At 71.8% G+C, this 17,723-nt stretch carries 22 protein-coding genes; 1 reads left to right on the forward strand and 21 read right to left on the reverse strand.

Annotation, left to right across the window (positions count from 1 at the left end; genetic code table 11):
• Positions 1–265: 265 nt before the first annotated feature.
• From J8M51_RS22725 to J8M51_RS22735, 3 genes are all read right to left on the reverse strand, one after another.
• A complete protein-coding gene (locus tag J8M51_RS22725; RefSeq protein ID WP_267299422.1) occupies positions 266–1,024 on the reverse strand; it encodes a hypothetical protein in 759 nt (252 codons plus the stop codon).
• Positions 1,025–1,046: 22 nt separating this feature from the next.
• Positions 1,047–1,742 (reverse strand): hypothetical protein, encoded by a 696-nt coding sequence (locus tag J8M51_RS22730; protein WP_179203571.1) that lies wholly within the window; start codon positions 1,740–1,742, stop codon positions 1,047–1,049.
• A 269-nt stretch (positions 1,743–2,011) separates the two neighbouring features.
• The gene (locus tag J8M51_RS22735; protein ID WP_267299423.1) at positions 2,012–2,437 is read right to left on the reverse strand and encodes a hypothetical protein; all 426 of its coding nucleotides are present in this window, start codon (positions 2,435–2,437) and stop codon (positions 2,012–2,014) included.
• A 442-nt stretch (positions 2,438–2,879) separates the two neighbouring features.
• On the opposite strand from J8M51_RS22735, the gene J8M51_RS22740 reads away from it, so the two are divergent.
• Complete coding sequence (locus tag J8M51_RS22740; protein WP_086763398.1) at positions 2,880–3,557, forward strand: HNH endonuclease family protein; 678 nt, start codon at positions 2,880–2,882, stop codon at positions 3,555–3,557.
• A 310-nt stretch (positions 3,558–3,867) separates the two neighbouring features.
• Here the strand turns inward: J8M51_RS22740 and J8M51_RS22745 are convergent, their stop codons facing one another.
• The 18 genes from J8M51_RS22745 to J8M51_RS22830 all read right to left on the reverse strand — a co-directional run bounded on the left by J8M51_RS22745 (position 3,868) and on the right by J8M51_RS22830 (position 17,701).
• The gene (locus J8M51_RS22745; protein WP_179203493.1) at positions 3,868–4,365 is read right to left on the reverse strand and encodes a hypothetical protein; all 498 of its coding nucleotides are present in this window, start codon (positions 4,363–4,365) and stop codon (positions 3,868–3,870) included.
• A gap of 34 nt (positions 4,366–4,399) precedes the next feature.
• Positions 4,400–6,199: a hypothetical protein gene (locus tag J8M51_RS22750; RefSeq protein ID WP_267299424.1), complete on the reverse strand. Its 1,800-nt coding sequence runs from the start codon at positions 6,197–6,199 to the stop codon at positions 4,400–4,402.
• Positions 6,196–7,338 carry an AAA family ATPase gene (locus J8M51_RS22755; RefSeq protein ID WP_267299699.1) on the reverse strand — a complete coding sequence of 381 codons (1,143 nt, stop codon included), beginning with the start codon at positions 7,336–7,338 and terminating at the stop codon, positions 6,196–6,198. The genes J8M51_RS22750 and J8M51_RS22755 overlap by 4 nt, the downstream gene beginning before the upstream one ends.
• A gap of 194 nt (positions 7,339–7,532) precedes the next feature.
• Positions 7,533–7,754 (reverse strand): hypothetical protein, encoded by a 222-nt coding sequence (locus tag J8M51_RS22760; RefSeq protein ID WP_267299700.1) that lies wholly within the window; start codon positions 7,752–7,754, stop codon positions 7,533–7,535.
• Positions 7,755–7,921: 167 nt separating this feature from the next.
• The gene (locus J8M51_RS22765) at positions 7,922–9,106 is read right to left on the reverse strand and encodes a hypothetical protein (RefSeq protein WP_267299425.1); all 1,185 of its coding nucleotides are present in this window, start codon (positions 9,104–9,106) and stop codon (positions 7,922–7,924) included.
• A gap of 2 nt (positions 9,107–9,108) precedes the next feature.
• Positions 9,109–9,444, reverse strand: coding sequence for a hypothetical protein (locus J8M51_RS22770; protein ID WP_086764604.1), 336 nt, complete (start codon positions 9,442–9,444; stop codon positions 9,109–9,111).
• A gap of 436 nt (positions 9,445–9,880) precedes the next feature.
• A complete protein-coding gene (locus tag J8M51_RS22775) occupies positions 9,881–10,189 on the reverse strand; it encodes a hypothetical protein (RefSeq protein ID WP_086764606.1) in 309 nt (102 codons plus the stop codon).
• 87 nt (positions 10,190–10,276) lie between these two features.
• Positions 10,277–10,804: a hypothetical protein gene (locus J8M51_RS22780; protein ID WP_086764609.1), complete on the reverse strand. Its 528-nt coding sequence runs from the start codon at positions 10,802–10,804 to the stop codon at positions 10,277–10,279.
• On the reverse strand, positions 10,804–11,022 hold the full coding sequence (locus tag J8M51_RS22785) for a hypothetical protein (RefSeq protein WP_086764612.1): 219 nt from the start codon (positions 11,020–11,022) through the stop codon (positions 10,804–10,806). The genes J8M51_RS22780 and J8M51_RS22785 overlap by 1 nt, the downstream gene beginning before the upstream one ends.
• 66 nt (positions 11,023–11,088) lie before the next feature.
• Positions 11,089–11,586: a hypothetical protein gene (locus J8M51_RS22790; protein ID WP_256966370.1), complete on the reverse strand. Its 498-nt coding sequence runs from the start codon at positions 11,584–11,586 to the stop codon at positions 11,089–11,091.
• Between the two features lie 72 nt (positions 11,587–11,658).
• Complete coding sequence (locus J8M51_RS22795) at positions 11,659–12,447, reverse strand: hypothetical protein (RefSeq protein WP_179203553.1); 789 nt, start codon at positions 12,445–12,447, stop codon at positions 11,659–11,661.
• 18 nt (positions 12,448–12,465) lie between these two features.
• Entirely contained in the window at positions 12,466–12,894 is a 429-nt protein-coding gene (locus J8M51_RS22800) for a hypothetical protein (protein ID WP_267299426.1), read from the reverse strand.
• Positions 12,891–13,547 carry a hypothetical protein gene (locus tag J8M51_RS22805; protein ID WP_267299427.1) on the reverse strand — a complete coding sequence of 219 codons (657 nt, stop codon included), beginning with the start codon at positions 13,545–13,547 and terminating at the stop codon, positions 12,891–12,893. Before J8M51_RS22805 ends, J8M51_RS22800 begins: the two co-directional genes overlap by 4 nt.
• A gap of 203 nt (positions 13,548–13,750) precedes the next feature.
• Positions 13,751–14,257, reverse strand: coding sequence for a hypothetical protein (locus tag J8M51_RS22810; RefSeq protein ID WP_086761316.1), 507 nt, complete (start codon positions 14,255–14,257; stop codon positions 13,751–13,753).
• Positions 14,254–14,898 carry a hypothetical protein gene (locus tag J8M51_RS22815; protein WP_455568184.1) on the reverse strand — a complete coding sequence of 215 codons (645 nt, stop codon included), beginning with the start codon at positions 14,896–14,898 and terminating at the stop codon, positions 14,254–14,256. Before J8M51_RS22815 ends, J8M51_RS22810 begins: the two co-directional genes overlap by 4 nt.
• 209 nt (positions 14,899–15,107) lie before the next feature.
• On the reverse strand, positions 15,108–16,619 hold the full coding sequence (locus J8M51_RS22820; protein WP_086761320.1) for a VirB4 family type IV secretion system protein: 1,512 nt from the start codon (positions 16,617–16,619) through the stop codon (positions 15,108–15,110).
• 49 nt (positions 16,620–16,668) lie between these two features.
• Positions 16,669–17,211, reverse strand: a complete 543-nt coding sequence (locus J8M51_RS22825; protein ID WP_086761322.1) for a hypothetical protein — start codon at positions 17,209–17,211, stop codon at positions 16,669–16,671.
• Between the two features lie 25 nt (positions 17,212–17,236).
• Positions 17,237–17,701: a DUF6238 family protein gene (locus tag J8M51_RS22830; protein ID WP_086761324.1), complete on the reverse strand. Its 465-nt coding sequence runs from the start codon at positions 17,699–17,701 to the stop codon at positions 17,237–17,239.
• Positions 17,702–17,723: the final 22 nt, after the last annotated feature.

The following is a 17,723-nucleotide window of genomic DNA, read 5'->3' on the forward strand; positions in this document are numbered from 1 at the left end:
CGGGATGTCGAGGGGCGCTGTGCAGGTGAAGGGGCGCTCGGTGAGGGTGTGCATGTCCGAGGTCAGCGGCTGCGGGATGCCGGGGTCTGGACACTGCTCGGCGGAGCGGTGGCGCCCGTCGGAAGCGGGGTGCGGGCGGCGTGATTGCGGGCGTGGAGGATGACGTCGCTGGCCTGGCTCATGGACTCGGTGCACTTCCTCAGCCGCGCGAGGGTCCTTGGTGACGGTGACGTACTCCAGCACCAAGAAGACGGGTCCTTCACCGTCATCGCGTCCGGCCAGCCGGCGTACGGGTACCGGCTGTGACCGGCGGCGTCGCGGCGGGGGCGGCGGTGGGCGATGTCCGGCCGACGGGGTGCTGGAGGGCGGTGCCAATGCCGAGCGTGTCCAGCTGCGGGCCGATCTCGCGCAGGGCGAGTGCCTGGGCCTGGGTGTCGTCACCGTGGAGGCGATAGATGCCGCTGTGCGGGTCCTGGACGAAGCCGTGGGCGAGGAGGACCGCATCGGCACGGTCGTCGACGGGGGCGGTGGCGATGCTGCCGTCCGGCTGCCAGGTCAGGACCAGCCGGTCCGGCTGGGAGGACCGGCCGCCACCCAGGGCATGGTGGCGGACCTGGGCGAGCGCCCGGTTGTAGCGGGCGAGCAGGTCACCGGCTATCTGCTCGGCGCTCAGGAACGGATCGTCGGCCAGGGCGATGCCGTTCGGCTCGGGGACCGAGCGGTACGCCTCGCCGGGCAGGGCTCGGGGAGCGACGGCGGCGATGAGGAAGCCCTCGCGGGCGCCCGGCCGGTCCAGCAGGACGAGCTGGGCGCCGTCCGGGCGGTTCAGAACGATGGCCTGCTGCAGCGGGTGCTCGGCAAGACGGGCGGCGACCAGGTCCAGGTCCCAGATCCGGTCGGCGAGTTCGGCGAGATCGTCCTTGGCATCCGGCGGCAGGCGCAAAGTGGTCCAGGCGCCGGGGAGTTCACCGGCGAGGACGTCGGCGTACGAGGCGAGGCGCTCGGAGATGTCGTGATCGTGCATGGTGTCCTTGGGGAAGTGGGAATCAGCGGCGCGGTCCGGCAGCCGCCGGGGGCGGTGGGGCCGGGAGGGTGCGCGGCGGGGGAGGGCAGGCGCACACGGCGGAGCGCTCGCGCTCGGCGGCGGGCACCTCACCGGTGCAGGTGCGGCGAGCGGGGTGTTGGGCGTGCCGGTCGGCCAGCTCGTTGCGGGTGTGCACGAGGCCGGTGCGGATGACGCTCAGGTACGCGTCGGCGAGGTGGCGCAGCCGCCGGGCGGTGTACGGGTCGGCCGGTGCGCCGAGTCCGTCGTGGAAGTCGGCGGTGGCGGTGAGGACTTCCTCCAGCGCGGCGAGGAAACCGTCATGGGCGGCGGTCAGCTCGGTCAGGGCGTCGGCAGCCTCGTCCGAGGTGACGGCCGCGCGGATGCGCTCGGCGAGGTGGGCGACCGGTGAGGCGAGCGGCGGATGGCTGGCCGGGCGGGCGTCGGTGTCGAAAGCCGTGTCGCAGTCGACGTGATACCCGGCGGCCCGCAGACGGGCGACCGCGTCGGTGCCGAGACGCCTCTCGTCGTCCTGGGTGAGGCCGACCGGGGCGCGGTGGTAGGTCTCGTGGAGACGGACGACGGCGATGAAACCCGCGCGCTGCAGGACGCTGTGCGCCTCAACGTCCCCGCCACGAGCGAGGAGTTCACCGGAGTGAGGGTCGCGGCGGACGTCCAGGAAACGGTCGGTACGGGGCAAAGAGACGTCTCTCCTAGGGTGATCGGCCGGTGGTGTCTGGGGCGGCGGGCGGTGCGGCGGCGATACGGCCGGTGCGCCGGTCGTCGTCCGCACCCGGCGGTGAACGGATCCTCAAAGCAAGGGTCTTTGAGGCGCTCGGCCCAGCGGACGGACATCCGGGGTGTCCGGGCCTGTGGGTGACGACCGTGTTCTCCGTGAGGCCCTCGTTCGTCGAGACCAGCGGCCCTGCGAGTGCCCTGGACTGCGGGGCCGCTCGTGAGGGCGGGGTGTCACCGGCCGTTTCGGATGTCGGCGATGTGGACGAGCTGGCCCAGGGCGGTGGTGGTGTACCAGCCGCAGTCGATCAGCTCCTCGCGGCCGGCGAACCGCGTACGGAGGGTGTCCTCCATGGCCCGCAGGTGGATCAGGCAGTCCGGGCAGCGGCGAGAGAGGTGCACGAGGTAGCGGGGGTGGGCGGTGATGTAGGACTGGGCTCCGCCGGTCGCGTCGTACAGCCGCCAGCCGTCCTCGTCGGTCGGGGTGTGCCAGGACGGGGCTACGACGCGCATCGCGTCTCCCCACAGTTCTCCACCAGCGACCCCCTTCACGACGATGACGGTGTCACCGGTCTGGAAGTGCTGGTGGGTGATGTCCCGGGCGGGCGTGAGCGGGTCGGGCGTGGGCGCAAAGGCAGAGGTGGGTGGGGGCTGGGACATGGGTTCCTTCCACGCGATGGGTGGCGGGGTGGGAGGAACAATGGTCCGTAGGAACGCCGGTTTGGCTAACCGGCGCTTCCCGGCTATGTTCCCTCGCCACCAGCGCAGCCGGCTCCGTGTACCGCACTCCGCCCCGGTAGTTGCGTCGAGGAGTTCGAGCAGGTCAGAGGCTTCCTTGGCGTCACGGACAGCTTCGAAGCCCGCGAAAAGAACGCCTGCCCTCAAGCGTCTCCTGCTGTGCCGAGGCGAAGCTCCGGCATAGTCGGCTCACCGCGTTTCATGCAGCTGGGGGCTTGTGCTCGGTGGGCTTCGCCGTCACACCGCCCGGGGGCGCGAGGGAGCGTTGCGTGCCCGGCGGGTGCACGCCCCACGGCAGGGTGAACCGGGCCGAGCACCGGGCGTGTCACCGTGCCCGGCTGACGGCGGCCGATATCCCAGCAACATGAAGACTTTGCGCATCGCGCTGGCCGGCATTCTGACCGTGTCAGCCCTGGCCCTGGCCGCACCCGCCTCCCCCGCCGTGGCGGCGCCGGGCGAGACCGTCACCGCCTCTCTGTCCGACCTCATCACCGCTCTCCCCGTCCACGGCGAGGGCCCCCGCGACGGCTACTCGCGCGAGCAGTTCCGGCACTGGATCGACGCCGACCGCGACGGATGCCACACCCGAAATGAAGTCCTTTTGCACGAGGCGATCGTGGCGCCGGAGGTGACCGGCCGCTGCAGCATCACCGCAGGCACCGGCCAGTGGTGGTCCTGGTACGACGAGACCACCCAGACCGACAAGGAGCAGGTCGACATCGACCACATGGTCCCGCTGGGCGAGGCATGGGACTCCGGGGCCGCAGCCTGGAGTGCGACCGAACGCCGTGACTACGCCAACGACCTCGACGACGAACGCAGCCTCCTCGCGGTACGGGACAGCGTCAACCAGTCCAAGGCCGATCGCGACCCCGGCGAGTGGATGCCGCCCGCGGCATCCGCGACCTGCCGCTACATCGCCGACTGGGTCACGGTGAAGACGCGCTGGGGCCTCACCGCCGACCCGGCCGAGCACGCGGCGATCACCCGGATCGCCGGCGGCTGCGACGACCCCCTGATCACCGTCACCCACGCCCGCTGAAGCCACGGTTCGCAGGCGCGCAGTCGGCGCCCTCGAACCGGTCGGTGGCCCTGAACGGGGCCTCTCCCCGTTTGATAGCGGTCAGTCAGCGGTCCAACCGGCAACCTTTCCCCGAAGTGCCGCTACCTGGCCGAGCACGTGGCCGTCAGGCTCGGCTGGGCTCTGAGTGCGGACCCGGCCGAGCAGACCGCGATGCGCGGTGTTGCCGACGTGTGTCCCCGGCGGGCGGAGTCGGCTTCGGTGAAGCCCGTGCGCCCGCCGTCGGTGGGAGACGGCTGCAGCGGACGCTGCAGACCGGCCGCAGGCTGCTCTACCGGTACGGGTTTTCGGTACCGCGGTCGCCGTCGGTTGCGGCGTCGAGGAGTTCGGGCAGATCGGTGCCGTCGGCGTCCCTCTGGTCGATCCACCAACCGGCGCGGGTGACGGCACGGGCTTTCTCCTCCAGCTCCGCCCAGTCCGCCTCGTCCCAACTCCCTTCCACGACCAGTGCGGTGTGTGCGGCCGTCATCAGCTGATGACGCGAGCGCTCGCCCCAGTCCAGGGCCCTCTCGGGGCCTTCCAACTGAGGCATGTCGAACTGGGTGGCCCAGGCGAGGGCTGCTTCCTGTTCGGCGGCGCGCTTGGTCGCCAGCCATTCCTCCTTGGATTCGGTGTCGGTGTCGCGTGCCGCCTTCCAGCAGTCGGTGCAGTCACGTTCCTGCAGCCAGCGGGCGAAGGAGGCACGCCGGTCGGCGGGACGGTCGGACAGATCATGTTCACGTTCGTGCCCACAGCGGTGGACGATGGTCCAGGTCTTACGGATTGCCACGTGGTTGTTCCTGCTTTCTGTCTTCTGTGTCGTCTCAGCGTGTCCTGCGGATGGCGTCTGTGGCCGCCGTGGCGATGGCGGCGGGAGCGCTGGAGGGCTGGGGAAGGTGCAGCAAGGTGGTCCCCGGCAAGTGGCGGGACTTCGCGGTGAGGGTGAGCTGGAGTACGGCGCAGCCGACGGTCGTGAGCTGCTTGACGCGGGTGACGGCTTGCGCGGTTTCGTCGGGGGTGTAGACGGCGTCGGTGACGATCACGAGAAGGCGGCCGGTGCCGGGGCGGCTGAGTTCGAGGCCGTGGTCGAGCGCGTCCAGGGCGTTGGCGAGGTTGTGACTGCGCCCGTTGGCGCCGAACGTGGTCACGCGCTCCGGTGCCCGGTGGGTGGGTCGGGTCAGTGCGGTCAGATGCGTGTCGTAGGCGATGGTGGCGGTGCGGGAGTCGGGGTCGGTCAGGGCTGCTGCGCGTGCCACGATCCAGGCAGCGGACGCGACGGGCGCGCAGGCGGCACGCATGGAGCCGGAGACGTCGACGGCGATACCCACACGCAGCGGTGGGGTGGGGGAGTTCCGGCGGCGGGTGCGGGTGAACGGTTCCGCGGTGGGCACCGAACCGGCCGCGCGCTGAGCGTCGCGGGCGAGGGCCGCGCGCATGTTGAGGTGGCCGGGCGGGGTGGGGCTGGTGGTCCGCTCCTCGGTCCGCTCGCGGTAGGCGGCGGCACGCAGAGCGCGGCTCAGGCGCGCGGCGGCACTCTGCTCGGCGGCGGTGGGCCTGCGGGTGCCGGTGACCGGGTTGCTGTAGGGCGCCGGTGTGCCGTCGGGGGTGACGGTGGCGCTGCCGGAGTTGAAGACGGAACTCGCGGTGGCGGCGGCCTGGCGTCGCCGACTGGCCTGCTGGGCACGGTCGTTGGCCTGTGCCCTTGATCGGGTGGCGATGGCGTTGGCCGCTGCGGCCTGTGCCGCGAGGTCGGCGGCGTCGGTGGCTGCCGCGCTGTCCATGACGGCCCCCACGGCGCCGGACAGCAGATCGGTGAGGTTCTGCGGCAAGGGCAGGGCGGGGGCTGCGGTGTCCAGAGCGTCGCACCATTCTTGGGCGTGCGCGAGCATGGTCGTGGCGTCGTGGTCGGCACACTGGTGGGCTGCGGTCCAGATGCGGGTGAGTGTGGCCAGCAGGTCGGCGCCCAGCACCTTTTTGCACAGATCGGCGACGGCCCGGCTCTCGCCGGCGTCCAGGATGCCGACGTCACGGCGGCCGAGGACCAGGGCCGCCACGGCGGCGGCGTGCTCGATGCCTTTAAGGGTGGGGTGAGCGATGTCGGGCATGACCAGGGTTCGGGCACTGGTGCGCAGGTACATGCGGTCCGTGGGCCGCCGGTTCAAGTGTGCGCCTTCGACACGGCTCTCCTCCAGCAGGAGCGCGGCCTCGACGACCCGGGGGTCCGCTCCGGCAGGCGCCGTCCAGACGGAGTGGGCCGCGTGCGCGGCCTCGTGGACGAACACGCCCCAGGCGGCGGGATACCGCTCCTCGTCGCCCACGATCCGCGGATGGATCTCGTGGGGCTGAAGCGGGGCGAACAGGGCGGCGTCGAACTCGACCTCACCCAGAGTGGGGAAATAGGCGGCCGGTGCACCGCTGCGCGTGCCGGGGCGGCAGGTGACGAGGAGGTCCTGGCGGCCGGAGAGGGCGACGAGCCGGTCGCCGAGTTCGGCTCCCACGCGCACCCAAGCGTTGGGGGAGGAACGGGGGAGCGCGGGCGGGGCGCCGTCGTCGTCCCATCGCGCGAGGTCGGCGTCGTCGTCCGGCGTGGTGGTGGGGGACTGGACGTGGTGGTGGGCGCTCATCGCGAGCGGCCCCGGTGTGCGGCGACGGTGCTGCCCGGTGGCTGCCGGCCGGCTGAGGCGGGGAGCTGTTTGCCGAGGGTGAGGGGAGCGATCTTCTTGACGCCGACAGTCTTGATGATGGCGGCGGCGACGGCGTCGCGATCCTCCTCAGGGGCGATGCCGACGAGGTTCGCGAGCGCGGCTTTGGTGCCGAGGACGGCCTCGGTCTTCTGGTAGCTGAGCAGTTCCCGCAGTTGGGGGGCCCAGCCCAGCTCGCCGAGTTCGACCTGGTGGGCGAGGTGTCGGGCGACCCGGACGACCCGGGCATCGATCCTCAGCGCGTTGGCGAGGTCATAGTCCGTGCCGATCTGGATCTGCACGCTGAACCGGGACGACAGCGCTTCCGTCAACACCGCGCCGTGGACGCCGGGATTGTGGCCCGCGACCACGTAGAAGCCCGGCTCGGCCTTGATGGTCTCGCCCTTGTGGGCCTTGACCTGGATCTGCCTGCGCCCGTCCATCGCGGGATACAGCGCCGCCAGGACCTTCGGTGAGATCAAGGTGGCATCGTCGATCAGCAGGGCGCGGCCCTCGGTCATCGCGGTGACCAGCGGACCGTACTGGAAGACGTAACCTCCGCCGTCGGCCTGCGTGTACTCGCCGATCAGGTCCCCGACCGTGGTGTCGCCGTCACCGGCGACGGTGAGCAGGTCCTCGAACGCCGCCTCCACCAACGACGTTTTACCGGTGCCCGGAGGGCCGTAGAGCAGCACCGGCACGTCGGCGTCGCGCAGCCGATTCAACGCCTCGACGTCGGGCAGATCGGCCAGCTCCCGGGGGTGGTAGACCTGGCCCCCCGCGCGGCGGATCGGGCCGGTCCGCCTGGGCGTGGCTGCTGCGGGAATGGTCGTGCGGGCCGTGGCCGCCTGGGCGCGGGGAGCGTGAGTGCCCGGTGGGCTGATCACAGCGGTCTGCGCGGCTGCGGCGGTCTTCGCGTTCGCGCGGAACTCCGGTTGCCCCCTTCCGCCTTGGTCGGCCTCGCCGCGTCGCACCAGGGTGAGGGCGGCGTTGCGGACGGCGCCGTGGGAGTGGCCCAGCTGCCTGGCCATGTCCCCGATGGTGAGCGTGTCCGCCGGCCGGTCGGCCAGCAGTCGGGCCACCTTGGCCCGTAGTTCGCCGCCCTTGGTACGCGCTGGACTGGCAGGCGTTCCGGGAGTGGTCAAAACGAGGATCCTTCAACAGGTACGGGTGCGGGCGGGGTTGGCGATGCGCTGGAGAGGCCGGCGGCGCTGGGAGCGGGTCACGGACTGTGCCGACATCGGCGAACGGACCGGCCGGGGCGTACCGTCGGCGCTCATCGGCCGGCCGAGGGCTCGGCCCAGGGGCACGAGGCGGCGGGCGACGAGCAGCTCGCTGGCTGCCGAGCAGGCCCGTGCGTCCGCTCCGTACCGGGTTCCGTCGCTCGGCAGGCGCAGCCGGGCGTCTCTTCGAAGCCGGCCTGGAGCAGGATCCGCCGGGCTGCCAAGTTGTAGCCGGTGGTGGTGATCTCGCCGGTGATGGCGTGCCGGATCGGTATGAACGGCTCTGCTGGTGCTTCGGGCAATGCGGATCTCCTATCGGTGGTGGCGGGAAAGCGGCGGTGTTGGGCGAAGGCGAGGCGGGCCGAGCCCGGAGCTTCCAGCACATCAACGGTGCGTGGCTGGACCACGAACGAGGGATGGAGGGGTAGCCGAAGAGGCGGCTCTAGCGGTGCCGCGCGGGTGCTGGGCCGCGGGCGGGAGGTGCGGGAGGGGTTGTGCCTGGGGCCGGGCGCGGGCGGATCCGCAGGGTGGGGGTGCGGTGGGGCGGCAGGACCGAGACGCTCGCGCCGAGGTCCTCGGCCGTCTCGCGCACTTCCTGGGTGAGGAAGTCGAGGTGCCGGCCCAGAGCGGCGAGCTGAGCGGCGACCTGCCGACCGCCGACGGTGTCCAGGGCATTCGCGAACTGCCCTGCCGTTGCCAGGAGTTCCTGGAGACGGACCAGCGGGCCCGCCTGATAGCCGTGCTGGGTGGCGGTGAGCAGGGCCTCGGCGACCTCACCCGCCGCTCGCGCTTCGGAGACGTCGCAGATCAGTTCCTGCACGGATACCTCGGGTGCGGGCTCCGGGCGGTCGAGCGGGGAGACGTCCGGGCGCAGTACGCCCGGCGGGACCGGAGACGGCAGGGCACGGTGGGCGACGCCTTCGTCGGCGTAGTGGCCGATCACCTGCCATCCCGGCGCGTGAGGATCGCCGGACGCAGCGACCACGACCGAGGAGTCGCCCTCGGCCAGGTGGGCGAGGGTGATGGACCGGCCGTCGGCCGCGTACCACGACTCGAGCAACTCCAGCTCACCCCGCCGCTGCGCCGCGTGGGCCATGTCGGTCCACCGCCGCTGTTCCTCGTCGGTCAGCGGGATCTCACGGTGTTTGTCGGGGTCGGTGATCTCGGTGGCGAGGTAGCTGTGGTCCGCCCAGAAGCCGAGGTGCGGCCATGCCGCCTGCTGCTGGGCGCGTTCGGCGGGGGAGCCGGGCTCGGCGGGCTGGCTGAGGATCTTCGCGATCTCGGTGTGGGAGGCGGCGAGATGGTCGAGCTGGGCCTGCCAGGCGGTGGTGTGCCGGGCGGGCGGCAGCGCATCGAGGACCCGGCGGGCTGCGGCGAGCAGATCGTCGGCATACGGGAACAGGTACGTGGCGTACGCCTGGAGGGCTGCCTGGTCGCGGTGGGCGAGGGCGGTGGCTGCGGTGGCGTGGCGGACGGTGCGCCCGTGGCGGTCGCGGGTGACGTCGAGCGCGGTCTCGCTCTCACGGCCGATGCGCTTCATGCGCAGCCGGAACTCGTGTGCGGTCGCCGCGAGTTCACGCAGGGTGGAAGGGGGTGTGCGGGGGATCGGCTGCTCCTTGGCGGTCATGGTCAGCGGCGTGTCCGGTGTCCTGTCGGCGCGTCCGGCGCCGGCCGGGCGACCGGAGGCGAGGGTGTGGGCCGGCCCGGGGACGGGATCTGGAGGTCGGGGTCGAGGTGGACGGGGTAGCGGGCTGCACTCAGCATCTCGGCGGCCCAGGACGCGTGACGGTTCTCCCAGTCGCGCCCGAGGTCGAAGGGCAGCCGGACCCACTGCCCCCGAAGGGCGGAGAAGGTCATGAACCCGGCCCGGGCCAGGAGCCGCGCGGCGAACTCGTCGTAGGCGCCTTCGACTTCGACCTCACCACCCGGACCGCGCAGGATACGGATCGGCGCGGCGGTGTTCATCGGCCCCGTCCCTGGCGGGGGAGCGACGTGGTGACGGTGAACGCAGGAGGCGCGGAAGTACCTCGGGCCAGGGCGGTGATGCGCGAGGGAAGCCGTGCTGCGGCCCGTGCGATGCGCGAGCGCCGCTCGGCCCGGTCGTTACCGGCCGACGGCGGTGCGGGAGCCGGTGCGGGGCCGGGGCCGAGTGCGCTGTCGGCCTGTACGGCGTAGCCGAGGGTGCGCAGGTCGCGGACGGCCTGGCGGGTGCGGCGCACTCCGTCGCGGTCGGGGTCGGTAAGCCGGTACAGCCCCGGGGAGAAGGGGACGGGCTCGAACTGCTCGCGGGTCAGAAACCATTCGGCCAGATGCGGGGTGAAGGTCGGGCCGGCGGTGGCGATGTAGCCGTGCTCGGGGTCGGTACGGAAGCGGAAGTGGTGGAACAGAGACGGATCCTCATCTACGGGTCACCGGCGTGGAGCCGGAGGCTCGGGTGGGCGTCGCACGGCGGGGGCGCCGAGGCAAGGGTGGTGCCGGGCAGTGCCCGGGTGGGGCCGGCGGGTTCAGCCGCGCGGGCGATGCGTACGAAGGAATCGCGCTCGGTGAGCCACGTTTCGATGGCCGGCACCGCCTCCAGCCCGAGCCGGACGCGTACCTCCTTCGGCGGCTGCACGCGGGCGGCGGGCTGGACGGAGACAGGGAGGTTGCTGCGGCGCCAGGTGTCGAATGCCGCATGGCTGGGGGCCAGCGCCTCACTCAGCCGCGCCACGATCGCGGCGTCGGTAGAACCGTCCGCGAGCGTGGCACGGCACTGGTGGAGCAGGCAGGGCGCGTGGGTGAGGGTGGCTCGACAGGCTCAGCGGCGGGCGGGCTGCCGGGACTGCGGGGTGGTGGCCGGCTGGGTCGGCGGCCTGGATGCTTGTGGTGCGGACGGCCGGGACGGTGCGGATGCCTCGCGCAGGGCTGTGGCGGTGTCACGGAGGCGGAAGCGGGCGGTGACACAGTGCTCGGCCGCCAGGGTCCGCAGTATCTGGGGGTCGCTGCGCAGGTGGGAGGGGATGGGTTTCCCTGTCCCTTCGCGCTGGAAGCCGGTCGTGGCGTAGGCCAGGGCTTCGGTGAGGGTGTGCAGGGCGTGCGCGATGCCGGCGGTGGCCGTGGCGAGCTGGACCAGGGTGGCGCGCTCGGACGGGTGGACCGTCTCGGGTGCGGTGAACCGGGCCTGGGCGCGTTCGACGGTGCGCTGCAGGTGGTGGGCCAGCACGCTGATGTCGTCGGCGAGCGCGACCGGATCGACGGCCTCGGGCGTGGACGGAACCCGGTCGGCGAGCCCGTCCAGGCGCCGCGCCAGACGGTCGAGCGTCCTCGGTGTGACGGATGAGGGCATCAGATCACCTCGGCTGCTTGCATACTCGCCACGCCGTGCGGGTCTGGGTGGCGGTGATGACGGTGGACGTCGTCGGTGAAGAACGCGGCGTAGGGCAGGGGGCCGCTGTCCCAGATCCGGTTGCTGGCCGGATCGTCGGCGGTGAGCACCCGCGTGGGGGAGGGCTGCCAGCCGGGCAGCCGGTCGGCGAGCGCGTGGGCGAACTCGGTTATGTGCAACGGCGGTTCCTCGGGCAACGGCCGGAGACGTCGAGGGGGATGGGGAAGGCTCCGGGGTGTGAGCGGCTAGCGGGTACGGGATGTGGAAGCTGTGGCGGCGGGGGGTGTGCGGACCGGGAACGTGTGCGGGGTCGTGCGGGTGTCGGCGGTGGCCCGCAGTTCCTTCGCGGCGCGGGCCAGATGCATACGGACTTCGCCCATGCGCTCCGCGAGCGCCTGCTGCACGGCGATGGTCGCCCGGTCGCGGGCGGGACCTCTCGGCTGGTGGGTGAGGTCGGCGAGGTGGCCGAGGTGGTGGACGGCGGCGCCGAGGGCGGCGAGCGCGGCACCGGTGGGTGCGGCGGCTGAGGCGAGCGCCAGAGCGGTGCCGCGGCCGGCGGTGGTGACCCGGCTCGGGTAGCGGACGGCGGCCCGGTGGCGGACGGCATGCTCCCCGGCGAGGTAGCCGAGCAGGTGGGCGAGGTGGCGGATCTCGTCGTCGAGGATCTCGCTCACTGCCGGATCCGGGCCGATCCGGTCGGGGAGCGGCAGGTGATCGGCGACGGTGTCGAGCCGGTCGGCCACGAAGTGCAGCAGCAGGCGCTGGTCAAGATCGGACTCGGACAGCGGGAACTCCCGAGTGCAGGGGTGGAGGGGCTATCGCCTTACGGTGGGCGGCGGTTGCGCGGGCCGCAGCGGTAGGCCGGGCCCGGTCGGGTGCGGGCGGGATGGCGGGGCGGGGATGTCCGGGGTGGCGTGGCGGAAGTCGACGCCGATGCCCTGGGCAGTCAGCAGGCGGATGACGCTCTGGAGAAGCAGGGCACGCTCGGCGTCGGAGGCGGCGGTCAGCACGAACGCGCACTGGTCCAGGTCATAGGTGAAGCGGCAGCCGTACAACACCATGTGGGCGTCGGCGGGCACCGAACCGTACGGTGCTCCGACCACGCCGTCGGGATACCAGATGAGGGTGAGGGACCGGGTGACTGCCGGAGCCGGCGGACGGTGAGGCGGCTCGGGCCGGGCACGGGCATCGCGGCGTACGGCCTCCAGAGCCCACAGATAGCGGGGCAGCAGTCGGCGCGAGACGGCGTAGGCGGCACGGACCGGATCGTTGGGGACGCTGATGCCCATCGGTTCGTCCACCACGCTCAAGTTGTGTTGCTGAACGCCCTCGGGCTTCAGCGCCGCCACCAGGAACCGGCGCGGACGGCTCGGCCGTACGGTGACGGAGAGCTGCGTACCGCCGGGTCCGTGGAGCACGGCGCTGTGCCCGAGAGGGTGGTCCAACAGCGCGGAGCGGGCGGGCCCGGCGTCCCACAGCAGACCAGCGGCGGGCCACTGGTCCTCGAAGGTGGCGAACGTCTGCTCCTGGCTGCGCCAGGTGCCGCCGGGCAGACGGCGGGCGAGAGCGGTGGCGAAGCCGGGCAGGCCGGTGTGCTGGGGCATGGTGTCCTGGCGGGGTAGTCAGTGGGTGCGGCCGGTGGAGGGTCCGCTGTTCGGGGCTGCCGGGGCCGGGAGCCCGGGCGAGCGCCTGCCGGCCTCGGCCGTGGAGTGCCGTCGGGTGTGGGGCTGCGGCGGTGCGAGGGCCTTGAGACGGTCGACCGTGAGATGCAGGTCCTCGCCGAGGGCGCGCACCGTGGCGGCGGCCTCCTGGAGATCGTCGTGCAGGTCGAAGCCGTCGTCGGCCTCGGACTCCTTGGCCTTCTCGGCTGCTGCCTCGAAGAACTCGGCGAGGCGTTCCAGGAGACCGTCGGTCGGTTCCAGAATGTGATCGACATACTGGGCGGCTGTCTCGAACGACTCGGTGGCGTTGAGCCGGTCGGTCAGGTCCAGGACGATGCGGCCATAGACGTAGTGGCTGGTCGGGTCGGTGGGAGTGCGGGGCTGGGTCATCGGCGCCTTCTCGGTGTCGTGGCGGGTGGTGGGGGCGGCAGGGGTGTGGCGGTGAGGGTGCCGACGAGGGAGGGGCGGCTGTCGAGTTCGTCGATCCACCGCAGGAGCCGGGGCAGGTTCTTGTCGGGCCCGTACGCCAGATACGTTCCGTCGGCGCTGTCGCAGCCGAACCACTCGGCGATCCCCAGACGGGTGCGGGAGTTGACGCGTCCCATGTGCACGGCCTTGCCGCGCGCCTTCGCCTCACGGGCCAGCCGCTCCGCGACCGCGCCGAGCTTCCATTCCGTCGATCCGGCGAGGAACAGGACGTCGAAGGCGTCCCACGGCAGCAGCCCGGGCTCCTCGCACCCGTCCTGCGCCGCGTAGGCGGCGGGGACGTCGAGGGCGCGGATGCGAGCCAGCCACGGCAGCGACTCCGTGAGGGTGCCCGCCGCGTCGAACGGCTGGTCCGGGGCGAGCGCCCACAGACAGCGGTCGGGCCCGTACCGGTGGACGGTCCGGCTCAGCCAGTCGAACCATGCCTTCGCGCCGGGCCAGTAGCGGCCCTTGCCGTCGCTGCCGAACTTGGAGTTGTCACAGGCGTACAGGGCGCCGTCGGGGATCCGGGCGCCTTGGGCCGGGGTGGTCATGCAGCCGATCCGTCCGGCGCTCATCGCCGCCCGTATCTCAGGCCCCGACGGTGTGCCGAGGTACAGCACAGGGCACCAGGCGAACGGTGAGGCGGGCCGTCATCGGGCCAGCCCCGAAGCCGTCGGAGGGATGAGGAGCGGAGACGGCAGCTCACGGACATCTTGCCGACGGGGTCGTGAGCTCACTGTCGGCTGGGCGGGATGCCCAGTCCCGCAGATCATGGAAGTCATGGTCCGAACAACTCGCCCTGGTCGGTGTGGCCTTCGCTCCAGCCGAAGACAGTGCGTTCGAGGTCTCCGAGGTGGACGAGGTCGGTGTGGGTCCGGAAGGCGTCGAGGACGTCGTCGGTGTAGTCCTGGATCTCGTTGTCCGCCAGGTCGACGCGGGCCCGGTTCTTTCGGGAGAGCCGGCGCCATTCCAGGACGTCGGAGTCGGTGGCGCGGTCCATCCAGACCCAGATGCCGTTGCCCAGCTTGATGACGTCCTGGGGGTGGAAGAGGCGCCCGGTCCGTCTGCGGCGGGGGTTGCGCTGTTCGCCGAAGCCGGTGACCAGGCTGTGGGCGAGTCGGTCCAGCGCGGCGGCCCTGATACGGGGGTCGAGGTCCTCGCGCACGAGTTGCTCGCGCACCGTATCGGTGAGGCGGCGTCTGTGGAAGCGGCCGGTGGCGTCGGTGAGCGCGACGGCGCTCTGCTCGACGAGGTGCTGCAGACGGATCTCGGCGGGGGAGGTCACGGCAGGTCACGCTCCTGCCAGACCTGGTCCATCTCGGCCAGCGCGGTCATGGCGTGCGCGATGATCTCGCGGGTGATGGGGGTTCCGCTGGCGTACTCGGGGTCGTAGCGGCCGAACGTACGGGTGCCGCGGGCCTGGGCGAGGGGCGGCACCACCTCGTCCAGCAGCCGGGTGGCCACCCGCCGCTGCCGCTTGTCCTCCTCCACGCGCTCGGTGCGCTCCGCCCACGCGCCGGTCAGGGTCAGGGCGCCCTCGACGACCCGGTCGGCCAGCTCGGGGTCCTCCTCCCGCAGCCGGGCGAGCTGGACCTCCGCGGAGTTGGCCTTGGCCTTGTTCTCCCGGGCGACGGCGTACGCCTCGTCCAAGCCCATGGCGCCGCTGATCACTGGGTCCACGAGGTCGGGCGCGTGCTGCAGAACGGTGCTCGCGCGCCCCATCACGGCCAGGGCGACGCCGAGCTGTTCCGCAACGGAACGCGCTGTCTGTTCCGAGCCGGAACGGCCGCCATTTTCCGAAACGGAACGGGCCTTGACCGTGATCATCGCGGACTGCCCCTTGGTCAGGCTGCGGCGCCGGAGATTGACCGACAGGACGTAGACGTCGGGGGTGTCGCCCTCGAAGGTGACGAAGACCGGTTCCATGCCGGCGCGTTCGCACGCGGTGAGCCGGCCGCGTCCGTCGAGGACGCGTCCTTGGCGGTCGAGGACGATGGGCTGCAGGAGCCCGTTCTCCTGGATGTCGTGGGCGAGGGCAGCCAGATCGTCCTCATCGAGCAGCGGGATGAGCGAGGCGGTCGGGTGTGATTCGATGATGTCTCCGTGGCTTCAATTTATGCTTATTTATGCGGGATTCAGTGCATGCGGGCGTCGGTGTCGAACAGCGCCAGCTCGCGGGGGTGGAGTTGATGTTGGACGATGAAAGATCGTCCGGCGACGCGCCAGAGCCCTCGTCCGCGGTTGAGGTGGGCGATGGCCTGGCTCTCGACCGAGGTCAGGCCCAACAGGGATGCGGCGGCGTGGAGCTGGTCGGTCTCCTGCCGGTAGATGATGCGGGTGGAGCAGTCGGCGAGGAGGCCCTCGGCGAGGGCGCGGCCTTGTGATCCGGCGTCGCCGGCAGTGAGCAGGTCGGACAGGCGGTGGATGACCATGAGGTTGGCGATGCCGAGTCCGCGGCTGAGTTTCCACTGGGACTGCATGCGCTGGAGGAGTCCGGGGTGGCGCATGAGGCGCCAGGCTTCGTCGTAGACGATCCACCGTCGGCCGCCGTCGGGGTCGGTGAGGGCGGATTCCATCCAGGCGGAGGCGCAGGTCATGGCGAGGACGAGGGCGGTGTCGTCGCCGGAGCCGCCGAGCCTGGACAGGTCGATGGTGAGCATCGGGCTGCTGGGGTCGAAGGCGACGGTGGACGGGGCGTCGAACATGCCGGCCAGGTCACCGCGGACGAGGCGGCGCATGGCGTGGGCCAGGTCGCGGGCGGCGTCGCCGAGTTGGCCCGCCATCATCCGGGCGGCTTCGTCGAGTACGACGGGGTTGTTGAGGGTGGCGGCGACGTCCCCGAGGACCGGGGTGCGCCCGGTGGCGGCGGCGTGGGTGACGACGGTGTCGAGGGCGATGTCCAGGGCGGTGTGCTCCATCGGCATCAGGTCCCGTCCCAGAACCGTCCGGGCCAGGGAGCCGAGCAGGAGCAGGCGCCGTTTGCGGATCTCGCCGGCCCAGTCGGCCTCCGCCACACTCTCCGGGCGCGGGGCCGCGTCCAGGGGGTTGAGCCGTCCGGGCAGACCGGGGCCGAGTGCGACGGACCGGCCGCCGAGGGCTTCGGCCACCGGTGTCCACTCGCCCTTGGGGTCGCATGGGACGTATACGCGGTAGCCGAAGGCCACCGAGCGCAGCGCGAAGGACTTGGCGAGGGCGCTCTTGCCCTGTCCGATCACTCCGGCGAGCAGCAGGTTCGGGTTGGTGAACCCCTCGACCTTGCCGTACAGGGCGAAGGGGTCGAAGACGAAGGATGCCTCGGCGTGGACGTCGCGGCCGATGTAGATGCCCTCGGCGCCGAGTCCGCCCTCGGCGAGGAAGGGATACGCGCCGGAGGCGGTGGCCGTGGTCATACGGTGGGCAGGCAGCTTGAGCCTGTTTCCCCGTGCCGAGGCGGGGCCGGGGCGTCCGCCGGGCGGATGGACGGGGGGCGGCATGTCCTGCCCGCCTCCGGTGGTCCCGGCCGGGGCGGTGGATGCGGCGCGGGCCTTGGCGACGGCTTCGGCGGCTTGCCGGCGGGCGGCCTTGCGGCTGGCGCGGTCGGTGCCGTGCGGGGTGAACAGCGGGCTGGCGCTGGCGCGTCGGGGGCCTCGTACGGGCCGGTGGGTCATGGCAGGACGGCTTTCAGACGGCGGTGATCACGGCGCGGAGGGTTGTGGATCACACGGTCGGTGAGGCGCTGAACAGGTGCTTCCAGTACCCGCGCCCGTCGTTGTTCCAGTCCAGGCGCAGTTCACCGTCGGCCAGTGCACGGCTGGAGCCGATCGTGTAGCTGAGGACGGGAGTGGTGTAGCTGTTGTTGTAGTTGGCGTCGGAGCCGCTGCTCTCCAGCCGCGACTCGATGCCGTAGTACTTCTTCGACTTCTTCACCGGGTCGGTGCCCGCCTGCGACTTCTTGACCTGCAGGTTGAAGTAGGCGCCGTCGAGGATGGTGCTGTCGTCGGCGTAGGTGTAAGCCGGACCGTCCCAGCTGAGCTTGGCGTACGTGGAGACGGTGGAGCCGGAGCGCTTGGCGCACAGGCGGACGGTGACGTCCCAGTTGTCGGCCCACGGGCCCGAGTAGGCGGGATCGTCGATCGACTTGGTGCTGGTGGTGCACCGGTAGTCGGCGGCGGCGGCCGGGTTGGCGGTCGCGAGGGCGGCGGAGGCGACGAGCGCGGCGGCTATGGCCGCGGTGGTGGTGGAGCGCTTCACGGTGCGCATGCAGGGCCCTTTCGGCGAGGTGGGGTTACTGGCTGCAGGTGGTGGTGTGGCCGTGCGGCGGTGTGTGGAGGTCGGTGGGGGTGGTGGTGCGGCGGATGGTGTGTCCGCAGGAGAGGTGGCGCTGGCAGATGGTCAGTACGGGCGGTCCCTCCGGCAGCCGTTCGGGCCGGCACCCTGCTTCTGGGATCTCCTCGTGTGCGGGTGGCAGGAGGTGGAAGGCGTCGTGGGTGGCGGCGGTGGCCTGCCACAGCCGCAGGTGGGCGGTGGCGAGGTGCCGTCCCGCTGCCGGATGGGGCGGGCGGGTTGTCTCGGCGAGCTGGTTGAGCAGCTGAAGCAGCGCGGCGAGGTGGGCGTGGATCAGATCGAGATGGACGCGATCTGCCGCAGGAGCGGGGCCGGTTCGGGCCGGTGCGCGATGGTGGTGGCGCAGCCCGGCGGACGCGGCGCGAAGGTAGGGGTGCGCCTCGCTGGCGGGGGAAGAAGAGGTCAAAGAGAAGGTCCTTCCTGCCTGA

It is taken from the genome of Streptomyces griseiscabiei (assembly GCF_020010925.1).
Classification (GTDB): domain Bacteria; phylum Actinomycetota; class Actinomycetes; order Streptomycetales; family Streptomycetaceae; genus Streptomyces; species Streptomyces griseiscabiei.

Coding starts and splice junctions, on each gene's coding strand:
- J8M51_RS22725 (WP_267299422.1), bottom strand. CDS start 1,024: ATGCACGATCACGACATCTCCGAGCGCCTCGCCTCGTACGCCGACGTC.
- J8M51_RS22735 (WP_267299423.1), bottom strand. CDS start 2,437: ATGTCCCAGCCCCCACCCACCTCTGCCTTTGCGCCCACGCCCGACCCG.
- J8M51_RS22740 (WP_086763398.1), top strand. CDS start 2,880: ATGAAGACTTTGCGCATCGCGCTGGCCGGCATTCTGACCGTGTCAGCC.
- J8M51_RS22750 (WP_267299424.1), bottom strand. CDS start 6,199: ATGAGCGCCCACCACCACGTCCAGTCCCCCACCACCACGCCGGACGAC.
- J8M51_RS22765 (WP_267299425.1), bottom strand. CDS start 9,106: ATGACCGCCAAGGAGCAGCCGATCCCCCGCACACCCCCTTCCACCCTG.
- J8M51_RS22770 (WP_086764604.1), bottom strand. CDS start 9,444: ATGAACACCGCCGCGCCGATCCGTATCCTGCGCGGTCCGGGTGGTGAG.
- J8M51_RS22780 (WP_086764609.1), bottom strand. CDS start 10,804: ATGCCCTCATCCGTCACACCGAGGACGCTCGACCGTCTGGCGCGGCGC.
- J8M51_RS22795 (WP_179203553.1), bottom strand. CDS start 12,447: ATGCCCCAGCACACCGGCCTGCCCGGCTTCGCCACCGCTCTCGCCCGC.
- J8M51_RS22800 (WP_267299426.1), bottom strand. CDS start 12,894: ATGACCCAGCCCCGCACTCCCACCGACCCGACCAGCCACTACGTCTAT.
- J8M51_RS22805 (WP_267299427.1), bottom strand. CDS start 13,547: ATGAGCGCCGGACGGATCGGCTGCATGACCACCCCGGCCCAAGGCGCC.
- J8M51_RS22815 (WP_455568184.1), bottom strand. CDS start 14,898: ATGGAACCGGTCTTCGTCACCTTCGAGGGCGACACCCCCGACGTCTAC.
- J8M51_RS22820 (WP_086761320.1), bottom strand. CDS start 16,619: ATGACCCACCGGCCCGTACGAGGCCCCCGACGCGCCAGCGCCAGCCCG.
- J8M51_RS22825 (WP_086761322.1), bottom strand. CDS start 17,211: ATGCGCACCGTGAAGCGCTCCACCACCACCGCGGCCATAGCCGCCGCG.